Below are 18,126 nucleotides of genomic sequence, written 5' to 3'. Positions count from 1 at the left end.
GAACTCCCTTCACATTTTTTTGCGCGACAGCCACAAACCCATTAGGAATGAAGCGAAAATAAGCAGCAGCGCATTTAATAACATATCTCGCCCCTGCGGATCGACAACGTAATAATAGTAAGAATTATCCTTGTTGTAGCGCAGGTTGATGCCGATAAACAGACCAAGAAACAACAACGGGGAGAAATTAGCTACGCGTATTTCGAGCATTCGATTTCTCTCCTGCTCATTCGCGCGCCTTGCCTTGCGCATATCGGTCAGAAGCTCTTTCAAGCTATCTGTTATAGGAACCCCTTCCACAAGCGCCACGCGCAAAATATTCACAAAATAATCTGCCCATAAATGGCCCAGCGATAAGGACAGCAGACGAAGACTCGCCTCATCATCACCGCGTACAGAAAGATTGCGATACAGCTGTTCAAATACCGCTTGCATCGGGCCAAGCAGCCGACGCTCCTCAACTGTACGCTGAAGAGCTACCCTTACCTGACTCTCGCCTGTAACCAAATAGCATTGATAAAATAACTCTACCGCAGGTAAAAAATCCATTTGCGTCTGCATCCGCCGATGCACCAGTAATGCTCTTAACGATGTATAAGGCAGCGCACCAAGCAACCCCCCAAATAACAGGGTTCCCCGCACGCTTTGGAAAAAAAGACCGCCTGACGCAACTCCGGCAAGCAGCAGCAAGCCAGACAGGGATACGAAAGCAGAAGGCGTCATCTTCAAGCGGAGCGACTCCATTAAATCCGACAAGTGAACATACAGCCTCTCATAACGCTTGAAACGGCGAATGAGCCGTTTACGCCAGCTGCTTTCCGCACGGTAAGTTAGTTTCCGGACCATCTCCCGCTCCTTGGACCAAATAAGCAGCAGATGATATAGAGCAATGAATATCAAGCAAAAGAGCAGGCAAGCAGCCGCACTGACCGATAGCTGGCTCACCGCTCACCCCACCCGTTTAAGAGCTGGTCGGCCACTCTTTTTGACGGAGGGTGAGGATACATCCATTCATCCAGCGACTCGTCAAATCTTACCCAATCCCGGACATGGGTTTGCCCCTCTTCCCAGTAAAGCTCTCCGATTCTGCTAATCACCCGGCGTCCCCCAAGATAGCTCATTTCAATGCCTATCTCTGTTACATACTGCGTGATACGTTTCGTCAAGCGCTCAGCATTCATTCCTCTGCCATCGAGCATGCACATATCGGTAATCGCCTCCGGCACGTCCTCTAGCCTGTTCGCATGAACCGTCGTCATGCTCCCGGAATGTCCCCTCGTACACGCCCGGACATAAATATTCGCATCCAGATCACGAATCTCGGCATGAATAATCCGCTGCGGAGACTGCCTAAGCGCAAGTTTAAACGCCTGATCGGCGCGATGGTGCGCATCATCTTCCTCGGCCATGTATTCCACAACGTTTTTGTTTGGAAAATCACGGCCAAGCATCATTTCAAATCGCCCTTCGATTGTAATGATCCGCTCTTCGTCCGGAAGCTCGGCAATCAATGCTTTAATAAGATTGGTTTTGCCGGAATTGGTTGGTCCAATAATGACCAAATTATATCGGGCCGCCAATATCGCTCTAAGCAGCTGCTCCACACGCTCGTTCATCGTCCTATAAAGAGGGTTGCTGAGCGTAACTAGACTGAAGCTGCGGACAGTATAGAAGCGGATCGTCAGCGTTGGGCTAGCCGTAAATCCAAAGCCAGTCAGCGTTACGCGCGAGCCGTCGCGCAGCATCACCTCTGCCCATCGTTTGCGCGGATTAATCCGGTCATTGTTGTAGAGCACCAGATTTTGCTGGATGCGCTCAACCTCGCGAACACTGTTGAAGCGATAAACCGAAGGAACAGTCAAGCCGTTTCTGACAACGAATATCCGTTCTCCAACAACCTGTATTTCCTCCAGATCCTCCTTATCCGCCAAAATCAACTCAAGCACATTCAGGCCAATGACCTCTGCAAACAGGGCTTCCGCTAACGTTTGATAAGGATGCTGGACATTAGAAGAACCATGAATACGCAATCTGATCAGTCGGTCCGTAATAACGGCAAGGATTTGTTCGCGCTCCTGCGAATAGCCGAGTACCGCACGATTAAGCGTCTCGCTGTATTGCCTGCGCTCTTCTTCGCCCAATCCGTGCGGAGCGCTTAAATACCCTCTTATATCCTCAGAGAGCCTTATAAATTCATCCTTTGTTTCAGAAGACCAATAGGGAGCCGCTGCTTTGGCCTCGCGGCTATCCTTTTCTAATTGCAATTGGGCTGCAAATTCCGAGGGTGAGAAGCGCGATGGCTGAGCGGTCATGAGCTCGTACCGTTGCGATGAGTCATCAGCTTCCGATACCAGGGTTGAACCGAAATCATTGCCGGCTTGCTTCGGATACCATGCCTCTGCATAATCGCTTTCGTAGGCAGCTGCATGGCTTGCCTGCCCTCCGGGTCTGCTTTGAGCCACTGCGCATACGTTCCATTATCCAACTGGCTGAAAACCGGCTCACTCAATTGAAGCTTTCCTAACGCAGACGTACCCAGCTCTTTGCAAATATGTTTCATCTGATAACCTCCACTCCTCCATGGGCTATTGATAATAATCGAATCATACTGTTCAGGCGCTACACCAAATAGCGGAGATACCTGACTAATCCAGCGTTTTCCATCCTCTTGAAAATGAGACAATGCCGGCGTCGTCACCAGAATGCGCGTGCTGGCCCTTTGGATCGAGCAAATGGTAGCCGCATTATCCCAATAAGCTCCAACGTCCAAAATGACGAATGCGAAGGTTTGCTCCGCTATTGCAAGAAGATGCTCCGCTTCTTCAGGCGTAAAATACTCCGCTTGGTCCCTCATCAAATTGCCGAACAATACTTGAAGATTGGGCTGACTAGGGACAATATAAGCGGCTCTTCGCAGCTTCTCCGGAGTCAGCGTATAAGACCGCAGCTCCGGTCGAAGCTTATCCAGCGTTACCGGCGGCTCTTCCACGCCGAGGTAGCGATGAATCTTGGCGCTCTTTAAATTGAGGCACAAGTATCCGATCGGCATGCCGCTTGCTTCCGCCATTCGGAACGCTGCGGCAAACGCTGCCGCCGTAGTTCCTATATTCGGGGTTGTGCCAACAAATGCAGCAAGAGGCGTTAGAGCTCCGCTCACGTTCCATTTCCCTCCTCATCCGCAATGAGTTCAAGCGACTCGGGGCTGTAGGCAACGACCAGCTTCAGCACGCCGCTGCGGCATAATTCATCCAGCTCAAACCACTGCTCCTCCGTTAAATTCAAATTCAAATAATCAATCATGCCATTGGCTTCGCGCCTTGAAGCATACATCTGCTGCTTGTCCCCCTCTGCTAGCGAGAACAAGTTAGGATTCTCTATGTTATCAACCTCTACGTTGCCTGAAGTTTTTACCGAAGCTACAGTGACAGCCTGTGTGAACAGCCTCCGCGAAGGCGACTCCTCTCCTGAGGCATAAAGCAGCACCTTGTCACCCGCCCTTATTCCGTTTGAAATGGAGAGAATGTATGCCTTGGGTATTTGGAACGTCGACTCCGCTTTGCTCGGCTGCAAATAATAATCGTCAACCTTCCATAGCAGGAGAGGCTCTCCTTTCCCTAAAGGAATGATCGTTTCCTTTCCTGTGGCCTGCTCCAGCTTGGTCACCATTTCAGAGAGATAAGCAGCCTGCGGAAGCATTTTAAACTCCAGATCACTTTCAGAGAGCCGCTCGCCCGCTCCAATAAAACGCTTTGGTACCACGATAGCGACGGTATCCTCCCGTTCAATTTGGATTCGCTGCAGCTCATACATGCCATAAACCAAACTTGCTGAAAGCACCGCAGCGGTTAAGCTGATGATTGCACTTCGCCTTCTCTTCATCTCCACTCCTCTCTGAGCATAAAAAAAAGAACGCAGCAGTAGCCCTCTAAGGGTACCGCGTGCGTTCTTCGCATAATAAAGCTCATATATTAGTAGCAATAAGTAATTGAGTACATAATAGCAAATTAAACTTTCATTTGTCTATCATTTTTTTCCTAAATTCAGCAAAAAACAGTAAATGTCGACAAAAGAACCATATAACCTGTCATTTTCCAACGTATTTTGTAATCATACCGAACCACATTTTAGAGAATTTGCCCATTCCTGAAAATAAAAATAGAGCTATTCGGTTCAGCAGCTGCAGCTCCTGAACCGGATAGCTCTATTTCACCGTTATTAAAAATCGATTAACCCTACACTAATTAACAACGCATCATCAACCTTGCGCATCGTTTCGTCGTCCAGATGCGTAATTTTATCGGTTAACCTCTGCTTGTCAATTGTTCGGATCTGCTCAAGAAGCACGACGGAATCACGATCAAATCCATGTGCGGCTGCATCCATTTCTACATGGGTGGGCAGCTTCGCTTTCTGGATCTGTGCCGTAATCGCAGCAACAATTACCGTAGGGCTGAAGCGATTTCCGATATCATTCTGAATGACCAGTACGGGGCGAACACCACCCTGCTCCGATCCGACGACGGGGGATAAATCCGCAAAAAATACATCTCCGCGTTTTACTATCACCCTCTACACCCCGCTAACGAGACGGCCTAACGTATGATCTGCTTCTTCCTCCGCTTGAAAAGCTTCCGAGGCCATGTTCAGGTTTATTTTCGCCATCTCCATATATCCGCGCTGCATGGATTCCCGGATTTGACGCTTTTTGCGCTCGACCAAATATAGCTTCATGGCTTGCCGAATAAATTCGCTGCGGTTGGAGTTTTCCTTGGCAACTATCCCGTCAACCTCCTCCAGCAAGTGATCTGGCAGGCTTATCATGATCCTTTTGGTATTTTGTACATTGGCCACCGTACTCGCACCCCCAAAACTTTTCCATAACCTTACTACTCATTATAACAATTTATTGCCGTCGCTATACTTCAACATATCTATGATCGCCGTATATCAAATATGCTGTATGTTTTCATGTATAGCCCTTATAGATGATCTGTCTTACTACATTCGTCCTATTTAGCGAAAATCCTCTTCATTTGCGAAAATATGCAGAAAGAAAAGATTTCCATGTTAGATTCCGGCTTAAGCTAAGGGGTTGTGAATGGCAGTCACTTGGCCTCCATTTACGTATACACGCGGTATACGCGCAGCCAGCATGCAGATCAACTCATAGTTGATCGTGCCAAGCTGATCTGCAACTTCTTCCACCGTAATAACCGCATCGCCTTGGCGGCCAATGAGCACCACCTCTTCGCCAGCCGCAACGGGCGTCGAAGCTGCTTCTGAAGCTGCGTCAAGCGCGATCATACATTGATCCATGCAAATAGTCCCGCGTATCGGCTCCTTCATGCCGCGAACAAGCCCGTAAGCCTTTCCACTAAGCATGCGGCTAAAGCCGTCAGCATACCCGATAGGCAGCGTACCGATCAACTCTTCGCCTTTCGTGACATAACGCGTGCCATAGCTGATGCCCCAGCCTGGCGGCGCTGTTTTGACCATCGTAATTTCCGTTTTTAATGTCAGCACAGGCTCTAGATCAACCCGCTGCTTGTTAACCTCTTCCGACGGATATAAGCCATACATGCTTATTCCAAGGCGTAGCATGCCACCTGCCCAATTCGGAGTATCGATTCCCGCAGCGCTATTAGCCGCATGAATAATGGGGATTTGCAAGCCTTGCTTCTCTACATACTCAGCCACTTCACGGAATCTAACGTACTGCAGCATCGTGTAGTCCTTATCAGCCTCGTCTGCACGCGCGTAGTGTGTAAATAAGCCCTCAACGTCAAGCTGGGGAACTTGCAGAGCCTTTTCAATAAAAGACACCGCAGCAGCCGTTCCAATCACACCAAGACGTCCCATGCCGGAATCAACCTTAATGTGCACCTTAAGCTTGCGACCGCCGGGATCAATAGGCAGCTTAGCTGCCGCTTCCAAAATATCATCACGAAACAAGCTGATGGTCACATTCCGGTCTCTGGCAATAGACAAGGCATCCGCAGCCACGAAACCAAGCACAAGAATCGGGGTTTGGATGCCAGCATTCCGTAATTGCAAAGCTTCATCAAGAAATGCAACGCCAAGATAGTCAATGCCGTTGCGTTCGGCTTCTCGTGCTACCTCGATGGCACCATGCCCATAAGCATTTGCTTTGACCGAAGCCATCAGCTTGCAGCCCTGTGGCATGGCTTTTCGAAAAGCCTGTAAATTATGTCGTAATGCATCTAATGACAATTCTACCCTGGTTGGGCGATAAAACGAATCCAAGCCGTTCACCTTCTCCTTATATAGCAGCCACAACAATCCGAGCAGCAAACATCAATAGCAATAATGTTAAACGTTGCTGCTGGGACTGTCAATGAAACGAAAGCCGGAATTGGCTAGTACGTCTTGGAAATTCTCGCGTTTACCCGTTTTATTTCCCGATTTCACCCTGTACCGACTGTGCGACCTTAATCATTTCGGATTCCGGCAGATTAGCGCTCGTCAGACGGAATTGATGCCCTTCATACGTCCATGTAAGCGTCTGCTGCTCGTCTGTGTTGAGCTGCCCCATCGTAAATCCGAGATCGACCATCATCCCTGGAACAAGCGATGCCGCTTGATCTTTCGGCTCTGTCTGGATAAGCGTATAGCTGTAGTCTCCGGTGTAACGGCTCATCAGTCCAGGATTACCGCCGAACACGATATCTACAAAATCCTGTTCAACTACGCCATCCGGTGTGTAAGACGGCTTCATCGCAGTAAATTCAGCCTTCTCCTCCGGTTTCGCGCCAGTGGCAGCATCATCCTCTTCCTCTTCTGCCGCATTGCCGCTGTTATTCGTTTGATCATCGCCATCTACGGCGCTGTTCTCTGGCGTCTTGCCGCTGTTGTTAGTGCCTGTATTCGCATTGCTCGATTCGTTGCCTGTTGCTCCATTATTTCCCGACTCATCCGGCAAGGTCATCGTCGGCTCTTCTGTCGTTTGGCTGGACGGGGTTGCATTCATATTCGCTTCCGTCTCAAACACGGCTTTATCAAATTTCGGACCGAAGTCGAATTTATCAAATTTCACTTCGACCATCACCGCTGCATTCGTGTCGCTGACCTCCACCTGAACCGGCTTGTAATCCGATTTATTGAGCCAAATTTTCTGGCGGGCCAACGATCCGTTATTATAATTGGCCATTACATCAAACACGTAAGAATCCTCATCAATGACAAATTGCCGGGAGTTATCCACCAAGATGCTTTGAATGAGCGTTTGGTACAAATAAACCTGGCCTTGATTTTGCGGCCAATCGCTTTGGAAGCGGAATACTTTATTCAGCTTCGGTGTGAGAACGAATACGCCGTCGTCATTGCGAAGCACGATTTGTGTAATGTCCTTCTCTTCATTGGTAAGCTTGATCCGATAGTATTGCGGCTTCTGATAGGATACTTCCACCTTGTACTCGAGTGGCTGCTGTCCCGTCCGCAGCGTCATCGTCCCGCTTCCTTGATAGCTCTCCATACTGTTTACTACTTTGTCGAGCTCCTTAACCACGGACTCGGCGTCCTTCGTTCCGCAAGCTGCTAATACTAGCGACAAACATAATATTATTGCCGCGGTCCATGTCATGCGACGCATGTAATCATCCCCTCTGCACATTGTTTTTTACTGGCTGATAACATGTCTATGAGGGGACTTGACCAATTATGCGGACTAGTTTGACAAGCTTAGGCAAACCGGCCATTTTTTATTTCCAACTCACAATTGCGTGACTTATTCGTCTATCATGTAAACCTTATTTATTTCGATCCTCTCCTATCCATGCGATTAAAGGCAAGCTCCTCTACATCTATAGAAAATAAAAATAGCCTACTTGCCTGCCCCGCCGTTTGTCGCAGCGATACCCGCCTAAAGCCTAGTACTCAGAACCGACTGCGGTCCGTTACGGAATCCAAGATAACCCTCTACAATTAGGACATAGACGAACACGAGGAAGGATGAACGAAAATGAAAAAATTATTTCGATCAACTACGGATAGTAAGCTAACAGGTCTCTGCGGAGGTCTTGGGCAATGGCTGGGCATTGACCCTACAATTATACGATTGCTTGTCGTCATTACTTCGTTCTTCAGTTTTGGAGCTGTCCTAATCGCTTATTTCATCGCAACGCTGGTTGTGCCAAAAGCACCGAGCCAAGATTTCAGATTTGCTGACCACTACTAATCAAACACATATAAGGAGAGATGATAGAATGGGTATTTTACAACGCGTAGTTAGCATGACGAAGGCAGCAGCCAATGAGGTGCTGGACAAAATGGAAAACCCGGTTACGATGCTTAATCATTACCTGAGAGATTTGGATGAAGAGATTGCGAATACCGAACGGGAAAGCTTGCATCAGCAGGCGCAAGAACGTGTCTTGCAAACAAAACTTAGCGAGCTGAAGGAACAAGCACGTTATTACGAGAGCAAAGCTGAGCAAGCTGCAGTGGAAGAACGCGAGGAAGAAGCACGTACGGCGCTTGAAGCAAAAATTTTGTATTTGGACCAGCATGAAGAGACCTCGAAACTGCTTCAGCTTGCCAAGCAAGCAGCGTTCGATCTTGGCCTTCGACTCGAGTCGCTCAAAGAAGAGAAAGTCAGGCTGCAAGAAAAACGCAAAGAGCTTGTCCTTCGCATGAAGAAAACCGACGGTACACCCGGGTATTCATCTTCAGACCCTTTGCATGCCAGCTCCGCTTCCAGAGGTTTTGAGCGCATCGAGCAGAAACTAATGGAACGAGAAGCACAGCGGGAATTATCCAAAGGTTTGTACGGCCTGGACTCGGGTCAGCAAGGGCATGAATTTCAAAACGAGCAGCGCAATGCCCGTGTGGATGAAGAGTTGAAACGGTTATTGCAGAAGAAAGCCGGAAACTAATTCCAAATCCAAGTGAGTGCACATATATCCGTAGAATAACAGCCGCCTTCCTCCCCCGAAGGCGGTTTTTCTTATGGCTAATCGGTTCTATTGCCTCCCTCTTAAACTATCCATTCTTCTCCCATCTATTAAAATGGTTGGATTGCTTCGCTGCCTGTTTTCGTTTAAAATATTAGTGATAATCATTATCATTTAAACAAACAGGACAAGCTCTATTCCGGAGGAACGACATGAAAAGATTTTACTCTAGCGATCAGATGCCCGAAGGACAAAGCCATTTTGCAAAAGCTCCTTCCAATACAAACACTACTTCGTCCAACACCTCATTTATGCAAGCGGAGGAGTGCTCCACCTTAGAGAACAAAGCATGCATAGACCAATCCATTACATTCATGAATGAAAAATACGCCGAGGAGCTCACCAGAGAGAGTCTTTCTACTGTGGCTGGCATGAGCCTTTGGCATTACTCTCATCAATTCAAGCACTGGGTCGGGAAAAGCCCAATCGATTACTTAAATAGCATTCGCATAAACAAAGCCAAGGAGCAGCTTCTGCAATCCGGCATGCGCGTCAAAGAAGTTGCCAGCCAGGTTGGCTTCGAGGACGAGTTTTATTTTAGCAGAAAATTTAAAAAAGCAGCGGGCATTACCCCAAAAGAATATGCCGCATGGACAACCAGCAGAATTGCCGCCTTCTCTTTCCCTTACGCAGGTCATTTGCTCGCGCTTGGCATTATGCCCTACGCCGCATTGGTCGATAGCGAGAGAGACGTTCATCGAAAAAAAGTTCTACCCGAAATCCCTTATCACCTAAGGCGCTCCAAAAGAATGGACCAAGATATGGTTGACTATAACCGCAATACCCTTGTCCATGCGAGGCCCGAGCTGATTTTTTGTGACGATATGGTCGACGAGCAGGTTAGATCTTCGATCAGCCGAATTGCCCGCACCGTCGTTATTCCATGGCTCGGGCTCAATTGGAGACAGCAGTTCATACAAATAGCCTCCCATCTCGGGAAAACTAGAGCTGCTGACCAGTGGTTAGCCGACTATAATGCAAGAGCTTCGCTTGCAGGTGAAAAAATAAGGAAGATCTTACAAGGCGACAGCGTGTCCATCCTTCATTTAATGCTGGGCCATCTTATTGTGTACGGGAGACGCAATGGCGGAGCCGTTCTTTATGAAGATTTAAGCCTACATTGCCCTTATGATCCCGATACGATCGATGTGTTGAAATCGATTCAGGAGCATGAGCTTTCTGCCTTTACCGGTGACCGGTTGTTATTGATTATCGATTCGGATGCTGCCTCGCAGCAAAAATGGCAGCTGCTGCAGCACAGTGAAATTTGGCAACAGCTTAAGCCTGTCCGTGAGGGTGCCGTCCATCTTATCTCAGAATGCCCTTGGCTTGATTATTCCCCATTCGCTCACAGCATCATCATTGAAGAAGCCCTGCGCCTTTGCGAATCCAGCTAGCCGTATGGATTGAACACGATTGTCCATGTTATGTGCAGGCAGCACGGCTTATAATACATTTTGATCATGATGATGACTAACAAAATGGAGGTTTACCGATGCGCCGCACCTATCACTCATTCCTATGCCTAACCGTTATACTCGCTGTCTTCCTACTATCCGCCTGCGGAAGCGCTGCTGGAAACAATCATCCGGCAAATGCTTCTTCAGAGCCTGCTTCCTCTACTGAGACAGCTGGCGAGCCACAAACCCGTAAAGTGGAGCATGCCTTTGGCATCACCGAGGTTCCCTCACATCCAGAGCGCATAGCTTCAATTAATTTGGAAGATATGCTGTTATCCCTGAATATTCCGCTTGTGTTCGGGATGTCTATCGGTGAAGGGTACTATTTGAACGACAAGCTGAAGGAACAAGGAGCAGCTTCCGAAATCTGGGGAGAAAGCCTTAATCTCGAAGCGATTCTCGCCGCACAGCCTGACCTCATAGTGGCAAGTACGGCGTTTGAGCAGGCTGATTACGAAAACCTGTCCAAAATCGCTCCCACGATCACTTATGACCGTGAAGATTGGAAAAATTCGCTTGCTTTGATCGGCGACGCGCTAGGTGCTGCCGACCATGCCAAACAGGTGATAGACAGCTATGATGAGAAGGCTGCGCAAGCGAAAATCGCTCTTGCCGATGCCAATATTGATGAGAAGAGCATCGCCTTCATCCGAATGACTGGCAAGGATTTCCGCGTTTATTTTCCCAACTATCAAGACAAAGAAACCGGCAAAGAATGGCCAACCTATCCGGGCGTCATCTACAATGAGCTGGGCCTAGCACTTGATCCAACGGTAGAAGCATGGCATGAAAAACAGCCTAATTTTCAAAATATGACCGTCTCGCTGGAAATGCTGCCTGAACTGAAGGCCGATTATCTATTCGTAACGATGGGCGGTGCCAGAAGCACGGATGACGAGATCAAGCAGGCAAGGGAAACCTTCGCTGATTTTGAACAAACAAGCGTATGGCAATCCTTAGAGGCCGTTAAGCAAAAACAGATTATATATGTAAACGCCAGACACTGGATCAGCTCTGGCCCGATCGCAAACAGCCAGAAAATCGACGATGTCGTAGAGGCGCTTACCGCTGTTGATGCTGAATAAACTGGCTGCAAGCATACAAGAATAAAAGCCTAAAGATGCCTTCTTTCATCCAAAAAAACAGGAGTTACACCTTTAGCAGTGAAAACTGCCTTTGGAGTAACTCCTTTTTTTATGCCAACGCACATCGAGCAAACGACTGAATTAGCTGTATGAGCAATGAAGCACTAGATTACCCTCTAGAGCGCTTCCCTTTTTTCCTTAGCCTCTCAAAGCTTTGGTATATCCATTTGGAATCCTTAGTCAGAAGCGGCCCAAGAACAGCCAAGATGAGGACATAAAGGACAGCAAAGGATTGAATCGATACCATCAAGCCGCCCGCCTTGCCGATGTTTGCCATAATGATGGAGAACTCGCCTCGGGAGACCAGCGTGAATCCGACATTAAGCGATGCCTTTGGCGAAATGCCGGATATCCGGCCTGCGAGCATACCCGCGCCAAGGTTGCCGATAATCGTTAGAACAACCGCTATCAGCGTCATCCCTACTGCCCCGCCTAAGGAAGCCGGCTCAATCGTCAAACCGAAGCTAAAGAAAAATAACGCTCCGAAAAAATCCCTGAAAGGCAGGACATGCTGCTCAATCCGCTTGACATGCCGGGATTCCCCAAGCACAAGCCCAATCATTAAAGCTCCGATCGCCTCTGCGACATGCAGCGTTTCGGAGAAACCCGCTACAAGGAACAGCAGCGTCATAATCATCAGTAAAAATAGCTCCGATGATTTGATATTCAGCGCCAAATCGATATATTTGATTATTTTCCTGCCGATAAACAAAAATAATACGATAAATACGAGCGCGGTCATCGAAATCAGCACAACGCTCCAGAAGGATGTCGCGCCACTCAAAATCAGTCCTGTTAATATCGAGATATGGACCGCAATGAACAAATCATCAAACATGATCATGCCCATAATAATTTCCGTTTCGGGATTTGCGGTCCTTTTTAAGTCGACCAAAACCTTGGCCACGATTGCAGTTGAGGAGCTGGTCATAATGCCGCAAACGACAAGCGTTTCCTTGATGGGCAGGTCCGCCATCCAACCGAGCAGCAGGCCTGACAAGAAATTTAACGCTACATAGAAAGAGCCGCCCACGATTATCGCCTTGCCCGATTTCAATAACCTGGCAACGGAAAACTCCAGCCCCAAATAAAACAGTAAAAATAAAATGCCTAAACGTCCCATAAATTCGATAAAGGAAGAGCTCTCAATAAACCGCAGGTCTATAATCCAAAAATGCGGCGCATGCGGTCCTACGGCCATTCCAATAAGAATATAAAAAGGAATGACCGAGAAACGAAGCTTCGCTGAGAGCAAGCCTGTCAGCGTAATGAGTGCCAGTGCCATCCCGACTTCAAATATGAGCGTCTCCATCGGCTATAGCGTCCCATTCAGCAGTAATGTTTTTAACTGGTTTAATTGCTTGCGTTCGCCGGCTACGACCAAGGTCAGTCCAGCGGTAAATACGTATTCCGCACCCGGATTAATATGCTTCGTCTTATCCTTCTCCACTACGGCAAGGATCGTTGCTCCGGTCGTTCTGCGAATATCGAGCTCCCCAATCCGCTTGCCTACGCATTTGGACAGTGGCTCCAGCCGAAGCCATTCAATGATCAAGCTATCCAGCGCAATCTCCTGATTTTCCAGAAACTTCGGCTTGTAGGTGATCCCTGCGATAATGGCGGAGACGACTCTTGCTTCCTCATCGTCAAGCGTAACCATGGAAAGCATATCGTCCGGCTCATCAGGGTCCAGATGAAAAATATCCCGCCGTTCATCGTTATGAACAACGATTACCAGTTTCTCACCGCTGCGGGTGACCAGACTATACTTGCGGCCAATGCCAGGCAATTCGGTTTCTCTAAGATCCACGTGCTTCTCCCCCTTCCATAGAAGAGTTTCCGCCCGTAAACGTGATTGCTGCAATGCGGGTACGGATCGCTCCGGATGGCGCGGCAACGGAAATAAGGTCGCCAAGGTGCGCCAGCAGCAATTGCCTGCCTACAGGAGACAGAAAGGAAATCAGGTTTTTGTCTGGATCTGCTTGATCAGGCAGCACAATTGTAAAAGAATCCTTGGTATCGAAATCTGGATATTCAAACGTGACATAGCTGCCAATAAGCACCTGGGAATGAAGCACCTCGTCTGCAACCGAACCCAGGTCCGAAAGCAGCTTTTGTACGGTCTGCGTATACAGGGATAAAAATTGGCTGATTTCCGTACGCTCCTTGCCATGCATGACAAAATAGGCGTCGAGAAAGCGATTCTTCTCGTCACCCAACAAGACAAGCTGCGCGACCAACTGTTCTCTTTCACGGGATAATCCGGTACTATGGTTCATAGTAGACTTCCCCCCCTATGCGCACAATGCTGATTCTGCTCAAACAACCAACTGCTTTTTCCATGCTTTTCTCCTCCTAAAAAAATATAAGGCCTCTGCGTCAGAGGCCTTATACCAAGCTTACCAAACATAATCGATATGTCCAGCTATTATTTAGCATTTACTCTTATTCGTCACTTTCGGGATGCTCCCGACTAGCCTTCCTCCTGCTTAATTTCCTCCAGCAGAACCTGTAACTCAGGGTTTGCAGGCGGATCCTTAAGCTCTAAGCTGCGCAAAGCATCTACCGCAATGTTAAGCACCGCATAATTGCGATACCAGCGGTTATCGGAGGGAACGATATGCCATGGCGAAGCTTTGCTGCATTTTTCAAACAGTTCCTCATAGTACTTGCCATACTGCTTCCATGATTTGCGCTCCAATAGATCGGAAGGGTCGAATTTCCAGTTTTTGCTGGGGTCCTCAATCCGGCTGATCAGCTTTTCGAGCTGGAATTCTTTTGATATGTGCAAAAAGATTTTGACAACCTTCACCCTGCTATCCGCTAATAAAGCTTCAAAATGGTTAATATGCTTAAAGCGCTGCTTGGCCTCCGAATCTTCCACCTTGCCATGGATTCTCGTAATCAGCACTTCCTCATAATAGGAACGGTTAAACACGGTAATCTGTCCAAGCGCAGGGACGAGGCGATGTGTTCTCCATAAAAAATCATGGCGAGCCTCATCCTCGGTAGGAGCTTTGAAGCTGTAGGCCGAAATACCTTGCGGATTCAGACCTGCGAACACTTTTTTGATGACGCCGTCCTTCCCGCTGCAATCCATCCCTTGGAATATAAAAAGCACGGACTGCTGTTTGCTGGCGATAAGCTTCTCTTGCAGCTCCTGCAAATCGAGCTCCAACTCTTTTATCTTCTCGGCCACTTCTTCTTTGCTCGCAAAGCTTCCTGTATCCCTGGGATCAAAGTCCGATAAATCCACTTTCTTCTTCTCTGGCAATCTAAAGTTTTTCGGCAAATTCATCACAGCCTTCCTTATTTACTTATTAGTATCCCTCCTGGCCTCCTCTTAAACAAGTAGCCGATGGCTATTTTGGCGCACCATAGGGCAAAGCCGCAAAATAAAAGAGACCAAACCATTGCAGGCACAGCCGTCGTTTCGCTTAAACTCGCCGCATCGCCCGCTGCAGCTGGTTCCGATACCGATATCACGAGCAGCACAATCGGGCTAATAATCGACTCCACCAAGCAAATGAACGCAAGCAGTAAATAATAACCCGTCCGCAGCCAGGCTGGCGCGGCAAAATAAACCAAAGCCGTAAGTACCGTAAAGCCTCCACTCCATGCCATCCCATATCCATTGCGAACGAACAGCGCCAGAGCTACAGCAGCCGTTCCGGCAATCAGAGCTAAACCCAGCCGCAGCTTTCCTTTTGCATATAAGACGAACAGAAGCAGTGCAAATAAAGCGGACCCCATATAACCAGCCAGCGCAATCGGAATTTGCATCCAGCTATCCGTATATGAGGAATAGGTCACTCCGCTCTGGTCCGCATACAAGTAGATATGCATCACGCTGCCTTTGAGCAGCAGCGTTGCAAGTGCGTGAGCAAGCTCATGCATCAACGTGTTTACGTTTTGAAAGTAAGCCGAGAATGGGATCAATCTCGTCAAAAAGGCCGTAACGATCATAAAGGCCGCCATTCTTATCCAAGAGAACATGCCGTAGCCTCCCATTGCTCTTTTATTCTACTTCTACATACGGATGAGAAAGAAATATTGTTCAAAATACGCGCGATTGGGTAAGGATTGAGATAGAACCGAGAGGAGAGATACAATGGGACATTACATTGAAGTTGAGAAAAATGTAAGACTATACGTTGAGGATATCGGCTCCGGGCCCCCTGTTATTTTCCTGCATGGCTGGCCGCTAAGCAGCAGGATGTTTGAAGCTCAGTTTACTTTGCTCTCCGAGCACGGCTATCGTTGCATTGGCATTGACCAGCGCGGCTTTGGCAAATCCTATGCTCCCGCAGGCGGATATGCCTATGACCGGCTTGCCGACGATGTAAAGGCGGTGATCGATTATTTAAAGCTCGATCAAGGTTATTTGGTCGGCTTCTCCGTAGGAGGCGCCATTGCCGTCCGGTATATGGCAAGGCATGGAGGATTCGGCGTTCGAAAGCTGGCCTTGCTGGGCGCGGCGGCTCCTTCGTTCACGCAGCGTGAACAGTATCCCTACGGCATTACGCAAGAGGAGGCCAATGAACAAATTGCCGCCGCCAAAAAAGACCGGCCTCAGATGCTTCGCGACTTTGGAGAAAAGTTTTTGGCCGACCGGCCGGAAAACAAGATCAGCGAGCCTTTCAAGGACTGGCTGCAAGCGTTAGGACTTGAAGCCTCTGCTTGGGGAACCGTTCGCACCTTCGAATCTTTGCGGGATGAGGACTTGCGGGCGGACATGCTGCAGATCAAAGCTTCCACAACGATCTTTCAAGGCTTGCTTGACACCATTTGCCCGCCGGAATTCGCCAAGCAGCTGCTAAATGGCATTGATGGGTCCACGCTGGTGGAATTCGAGCATAGCGGACACGGCATACTCTACGATGAGCCGAATCGATTCAATAAAGAGCTGCTGGAGTTTTTGAAATAAAATAGAAGCCAGGGGTTGTCCCGTTAAGCAGCATAAGCTGTTGCAGGATAACCCCTGTTTGGTATCTAGCCAGAGAAGCAGTCACCCCTCCGCTTGCTCCTTATGATACTTGTTCAATAAGAAATGAAAACGTTGAAAATCGCTGGAGAGCACCTTTATTTTTCTTTTCTGCCTCAGCCTTTTTTTGTGATCCTGCTCGCCATCCATATACAAATCAATATTTTTGTCCAGCTTCTCGCGCAGCGTGAGGATAATGCCTATCGCAATATGCGATCGCTCCATCTCCTGTAAATCGGCTGCAAGAGCCTCTCCGAGATGATCCAGCGTTTGCTGCTGGCTCTGCCATGTTTTCTCCAGCATCAGTTCATCCGGCGTAAAGTCCTCCCGGTAATCCTGCCCAGGAATCTGGTCCCAGAACATGTACCAGCCCTCTAGCTGTCCAACCTCATATAATAAATATTTATGAAAGCCGCATAACCAAGCCGTGCAGCTCGTATTTCGCAGTTGACAGCCTACCCCGTCAAGCAAGTTTCGGCAGCCGTTGCAGCATGAGCCGCTGTTTGCAATGCAAACCTTGCAGATATGATTTGCTCCAAGCTCGCTTAAAACCATCAGGCCGCTCTCAATCACGTCCGACTTGCTCACCTTTTCAGGAGGATGAGTAGTTGTCCACGGGGACTTGTCCCTTCGCTCATCAAGCGTAGTATCGGGCATATGGGCACGCCCTCCTTAACATTCAAATATGGTTAAAGTATACCCTAACCTGGGATGACTGTCATTTTAACGCAAAGAAGGCTGCCCGCAGAATAGATGCTATTCTGAACAGGCCGCCCCGTAAAAGCTATTGCTATGCTACAAAGCTACCAGGCGTTTACCCCAAGCTTCTCAATCGTTTCCCGGATAAATGCAGGCTCGTCCTCCGGTGAACGCGACGTAATTAAGTTACGGTCAACGACAACCTCTTTGTCGACAAACTTCCCGCCCGCAGCTTCAATTTCCGTTGAAAGGCCAGGATAAGAAGTCAGCGTGCGGCCCTTCAGCAGACCGGCTGCCTCCAATATTTGCGGACCGTGGCAAATCGCTGCAATCGTCGTGCCCGCCTCATCTGCTTCCTTTACGAAGGCTTGTACCTTCGTATTATCCATCAAATGAGAGGGGGACTTGCCACCCGGAATAATGATGGCGGAATAGTCATCCGCATTGGCCTCATCGATGCCCAGATGGGAGGTATACGTAATCGTTCCTTGCTTGCCCGTCAGTTTTTCATTGCTATTCAGGCTAATGATGACCGCTTCATGACCATTTTTCACCATTTCATCAAATGGATTTTTCATCTCGGAATCTTCAAAATCGTTAGCTAGTAGAAAAGCGACTTTTTTCGCTTGCGTCATATTTTGCACACTCCTCTCGATATTCAAACCCTACCTTACTATACCCAAAAGGTAACCGTTTGAAGCATCGTCTCTTAGCTGCACTTCATAGATACGCTGGTGAAAACCTTTGTCGCCCCGCGCTACGACCAAGACTATTTTGACGTGGAGAGGTTGCTCGACAATAAGAAGAGATTACGGGACTATGCTTACAAAATAGGAAAAGGAGTCCACAGTGGACTCCTTTTCTGAATA

At 48.3% G+C, this 18,126-nt stretch carries 20 protein-coding genes; 5 read left to right on the top strand and 15 right to left on the bottom strand.

All coding sequences use genetic code 11. The features are described from left to right. Window positions 1-9 precede the first annotated feature (9 nt). The 8 genes from E0496_RS15615 to E0496_RS15580 all read right to left on the bottom strand — a co-directional run bounded on the left by E0496_RS15615 (window position 10) and on the right by E0496_RS15580 (window position 7,609). Window positions 10-945 (bottom strand): hypothetical protein, encoded by a 936-nt coding sequence (locus E0496_RS15615; protein ID WP_141502722.1) that lies wholly within the window; start codon window positions 943-945, stop codon window positions 10-12. Continuing rightward, a complete protein-coding gene (locus E0496_RS15610) occupies window positions 942-2,312 on the bottom strand; it encodes an ATPase, T2SS/T4P/T4SS family (RefSeq protein WP_141502749.1) in 1,371 nt (456 codons plus the stop codon). Before E0496_RS15610 ends, E0496_RS15615 begins: the two co-directional genes overlap by 4 nt. Beyond that, window positions 2,309-3,157, bottom strand: coding sequence for a CpaE/TadZ family protein (locus tag E0496_RS15605; protein WP_141502721.1), 849 nt, complete (start codon window positions 3,155-3,157; stop codon window positions 2,309-2,311). The genes E0496_RS15610 and E0496_RS15605 overlap by 4 nt, the downstream gene beginning before the upstream one ends. After that, window positions 3,154-3,879: an SAF domain-containing protein gene (locus E0496_RS15600; RefSeq protein WP_141502720.1), complete on the bottom strand. Its 726-nt coding sequence runs from the start codon at window positions 3,877-3,879 to the stop codon at window positions 3,154-3,156. Before E0496_RS15600 ends, E0496_RS15605 begins: the two co-directional genes overlap by 4 nt. Before the next feature lie 336 nt (window positions 3,880-4,215). Further along, window positions 4,216-4,566 (bottom strand): type II toxin-antitoxin system PemK/MazF family toxin, encoded by a 351-nt coding sequence (locus tag E0496_RS15595; RefSeq protein WP_028609438.1) that lies wholly within the window; start codon window positions 4,564-4,566, stop codon window positions 4,216-4,218. 3 nt (window positions 4,567-4,569) lie between these two features. Next, window positions 4,570-4,851: a CopG family ribbon-helix-helix protein gene (locus E0496_RS15590; RefSeq protein ID WP_028609437.1), complete on the bottom strand. Its 282-nt coding sequence runs from the start codon at window positions 4,849-4,851 to the stop codon at window positions 4,570-4,572. Window positions 4,852-5,079: 228 nt separating this feature from the next. After that, window positions 5,080-6,264 (bottom strand): alanine racemase, encoded by a 1,185-nt coding sequence (gene alr / locus E0496_RS15585; RefSeq protein WP_141502719.1) that lies wholly within the window; start codon window positions 6,262-6,264, stop codon window positions 5,080-5,082. Window positions 6,265-6,412: 148 nt separating this feature from the next. Further along, a complete protein-coding gene (locus E0496_RS15580; protein ID WP_141502718.1) occupies window positions 6,413-7,609 on the bottom strand; it encodes a LolA family protein in 1,197 nt (398 codons plus the stop codon). 369 nt (window positions 7,610-7,978) lie between these two features. Between E0496_RS15580 and E0496_RS15575 the strand changes: the two genes are divergently transcribed. The 4 genes from E0496_RS15575 to E0496_RS15560 all read left to right on the top strand — a co-directional run bounded on the left by E0496_RS15575 (window position 7,979) and on the right by E0496_RS15560 (window position 11,514). Further along, window positions 7,979-8,194, top strand: a complete 216-nt coding sequence (locus tag E0496_RS15575) for a PspC domain-containing protein (RefSeq protein ID WP_141502717.1) — start codon at window positions 7,979-7,981, stop codon at window positions 8,192-8,194. A gap of 28 nt (window positions 8,195-8,222) precedes the next feature. Then, on the top strand, window positions 8,223-8,891 hold the full coding sequence (locus E0496_RS15570; RefSeq protein ID WP_141502716.1) for a PspA/IM30 family protein: 669 nt from the start codon (window positions 8,223-8,225) through the stop codon (window positions 8,889-8,891). Window positions 8,892-9,121: 230 nt separating this feature from the next. Further along, window positions 9,122-10,366: a helix-turn-helix domain-containing protein gene (locus E0496_RS15565; protein WP_141502715.1), complete on the top strand. Its 1,245-nt coding sequence runs from the start codon at window positions 9,122-9,124 to the stop codon at window positions 10,364-10,366. A 98-nt stretch (window positions 10,367-10,464) separates the two neighbouring features. Beyond that, window positions 10,465-11,514, top strand: a complete 1,050-nt coding sequence (locus E0496_RS15560; RefSeq protein ID WP_141502714.1) for an ABC transporter substrate-binding protein — start codon at window positions 10,465-10,467, stop codon at window positions 11,512-11,514. Window positions 11,515-11,683: 169 nt separating this feature from the next. Here the strand turns inward: E0496_RS15560 and E0496_RS15555 are convergent, their stop codons facing one another. From E0496_RS15555 to E0496_RS15535, 5 genes are all read right to left on the bottom strand, one after another. Beyond that, window positions 11,684-12,886: a cation:proton antiporter gene (locus E0496_RS15555; protein WP_141502713.1), complete on the bottom strand. Its 1,203-nt coding sequence runs from the start codon at window positions 12,884-12,886 to the stop codon at window positions 11,684-11,686. Window positions 12,887-12,889: 3 nt separating this feature from the next. Beyond that, entirely contained in the window at window positions 12,890-13,384 is a 495-nt protein-coding gene (locus E0496_RS15550) for a cation:proton antiporter regulatory subunit (RefSeq protein ID WP_141502712.1), read from the bottom strand. Continuing rightward, window positions 13,374-13,853 (bottom strand): GreA/GreB family elongation factor, encoded by a 480-nt coding sequence (locus E0496_RS15545; protein WP_141502711.1) that lies wholly within the window; start codon window positions 13,851-13,853, stop codon window positions 13,374-13,376. Before E0496_RS15545 ends, E0496_RS15550 begins: the two co-directional genes overlap by 11 nt. 194 nt (window positions 13,854-14,047) lie before the next feature. Beyond that, on the bottom strand, window positions 14,048-14,872 hold the full coding sequence (locus tag E0496_RS15540; RefSeq protein ID WP_141502710.1) for a PPK2 family polyphosphate kinase: 825 nt from the start codon (window positions 14,870-14,872) through the stop codon (window positions 14,048-14,050). A gap of 11 nt (window positions 14,873-14,883) precedes the next feature. After that, on the bottom strand, window positions 14,884-15,570 hold the full coding sequence (locus E0496_RS15535) for a M50 family metallopeptidase (RefSeq protein WP_161601437.1): 687 nt from the start codon (window positions 15,568-15,570) through the stop codon (window positions 14,884-14,886). A 115-nt stretch (window positions 15,571-15,685) separates the two neighbouring features. On the opposite strand from E0496_RS15535, the gene E0496_RS15530 reads away from it, so the two are divergent. Next, the gene (locus E0496_RS15530; RefSeq protein WP_141502708.1) at window positions 15,686-16,501 is read left to right on the top strand and encodes an alpha/beta fold hydrolase; all 816 of its coding nucleotides are present in this window, start codon (window positions 15,686-15,688) and stop codon (window positions 16,499-16,501) included. 81 nt (window positions 16,502-16,582) lie between these two features. Here the strand turns inward: E0496_RS15530 and E0496_RS15525 are convergent, their stop codons facing one another. Together E0496_RS15525 and E0496_RS15520 are read right to left on the bottom strand one after the other, a co-directional pair. Next, entirely contained in the window at window positions 16,583-17,215 is a 633-nt protein-coding gene (locus E0496_RS15525; protein WP_141502707.1) for a hypothetical protein, read from the bottom strand. Window positions 17,216-17,361: 146 nt separating this feature from the next. Further along, entirely contained in the window at window positions 17,362-17,892 is a 531-nt protein-coding gene (locus tag E0496_RS15520; RefSeq protein WP_141502706.1) for a type 1 glutamine amidotransferase domain-containing protein, read from the bottom strand. Window positions 17,893-18,126 lie beyond the last annotated feature (234 nt).

Source organism: Paenibacillus luteus (assembly GCF_006542765.1).
In the GTDB taxonomy this organism is placed as follows: domain Bacteria; phylum Bacillota; class Bacilli; order Paenibacillales; family Paenibacillaceae; genus Pristimantibacillus; species Pristimantibacillus luteus.
The sequence above is the reverse complement of the archived record's forward strand: the minus strand, read 5'-3'. Positions and strand labels throughout refer to the sequence as shown.

What these genes read in the sequence shown, in the direction of transcription:
- E0496_RS15555 (WP_141502713.1), bottom strand. Translation starts at nt 12,886, where the DNA reads ATGGAGACGCTCATATTTGAAGTCGGGATGGCACTGGCACTCATTACG.
- E0496_RS15540 (WP_141502710.1), bottom strand. Translation starts at nt 14,872, where the DNA reads ATGAATTTGCCGAAAAACTTTAGATTGCCAGAGAAGAAGAAAGTGGAT.
- E0496_RS15575 (WP_141502717.1), top strand. Translation starts at nt 7,979, where the DNA reads ATGAAAAAATTATTTCGATCAACTACGGATAGTAAGCTAACAGGTCTC.
- E0496_RS15560 (WP_141502714.1), top strand. Translation starts at nt 10,465, where the DNA reads ATGCGCCGCACCTATCACTCATTCCTATGCCTAACCGTTATACTCGCT.
- E0496_RS15530 (WP_141502708.1), top strand. Translation starts at nt 15,686, where the DNA reads ATGGGACATTACATTGAAGTTGAGAAAAATGTAAGACTATACGTTGAG.
- E0496_RS15570 (WP_141502716.1), top strand. Translation starts at nt 8,223, where the DNA reads ATGGGTATTTTACAACGCGTAGTTAGCATGACGAAGGCAGCAGCCAAT.
- E0496_RS15610 (WP_141502749.1), bottom strand. Translation starts at nt 2,312, where the DNA reads ATGACCGCTCAGCCATCGCGCTTCTCACCCTCGGAATTTGCAGCCCAA.
- E0496_RS15520 (WP_141502706.1), bottom strand. Translation starts at nt 17,892, where the DNA reads ATGACGCAAGCGAAAAAAGTCGCTTTTCTACTAGCTAACGATTTTGAA.
- E0496_RS15545 (WP_141502711.1), bottom strand. Translation starts at nt 13,853, where the DNA reads ATGAACCATAGTACCGGATTATCCCGTGAAAGAGAACAGTTGGTCGCG.
- E0496_RS15525 (WP_141502707.1), bottom strand. Translation starts at nt 17,215, where the DNA reads ATGCCCGATACTACGCTTGATGAGCGAAGGGACAAGTCCCCGTGGACA.
- E0496_RS15580 (WP_141502718.1), bottom strand. Translation starts at nt 7,609, where the DNA reads ATGCGTCGCATGACATGGACCGCGGCAATAATATTATGTTTGTCGCTA.
- E0496_RS15565 (WP_141502715.1), top strand. Translation starts at nt 9,122, where the DNA reads ATGAAAAGATTTTACTCTAGCGATCAGATGCCCGAAGGACAAAGCCAT.
- E0496_RS15535 (WP_161601437.1), bottom strand. Translation starts at nt 15,570, where the DNA reads ATGTTCTCTTGGATAAGAATGGCGGCCTTTATGATCGTTACGGCCTTT.
- E0496_RS15600 (WP_141502720.1), bottom strand. Translation starts at nt 3,879, where the DNA reads ATGAAGAGAAGGCGAAGTGCAATCATCAGCTTAACCGCTGCGGTGCTT.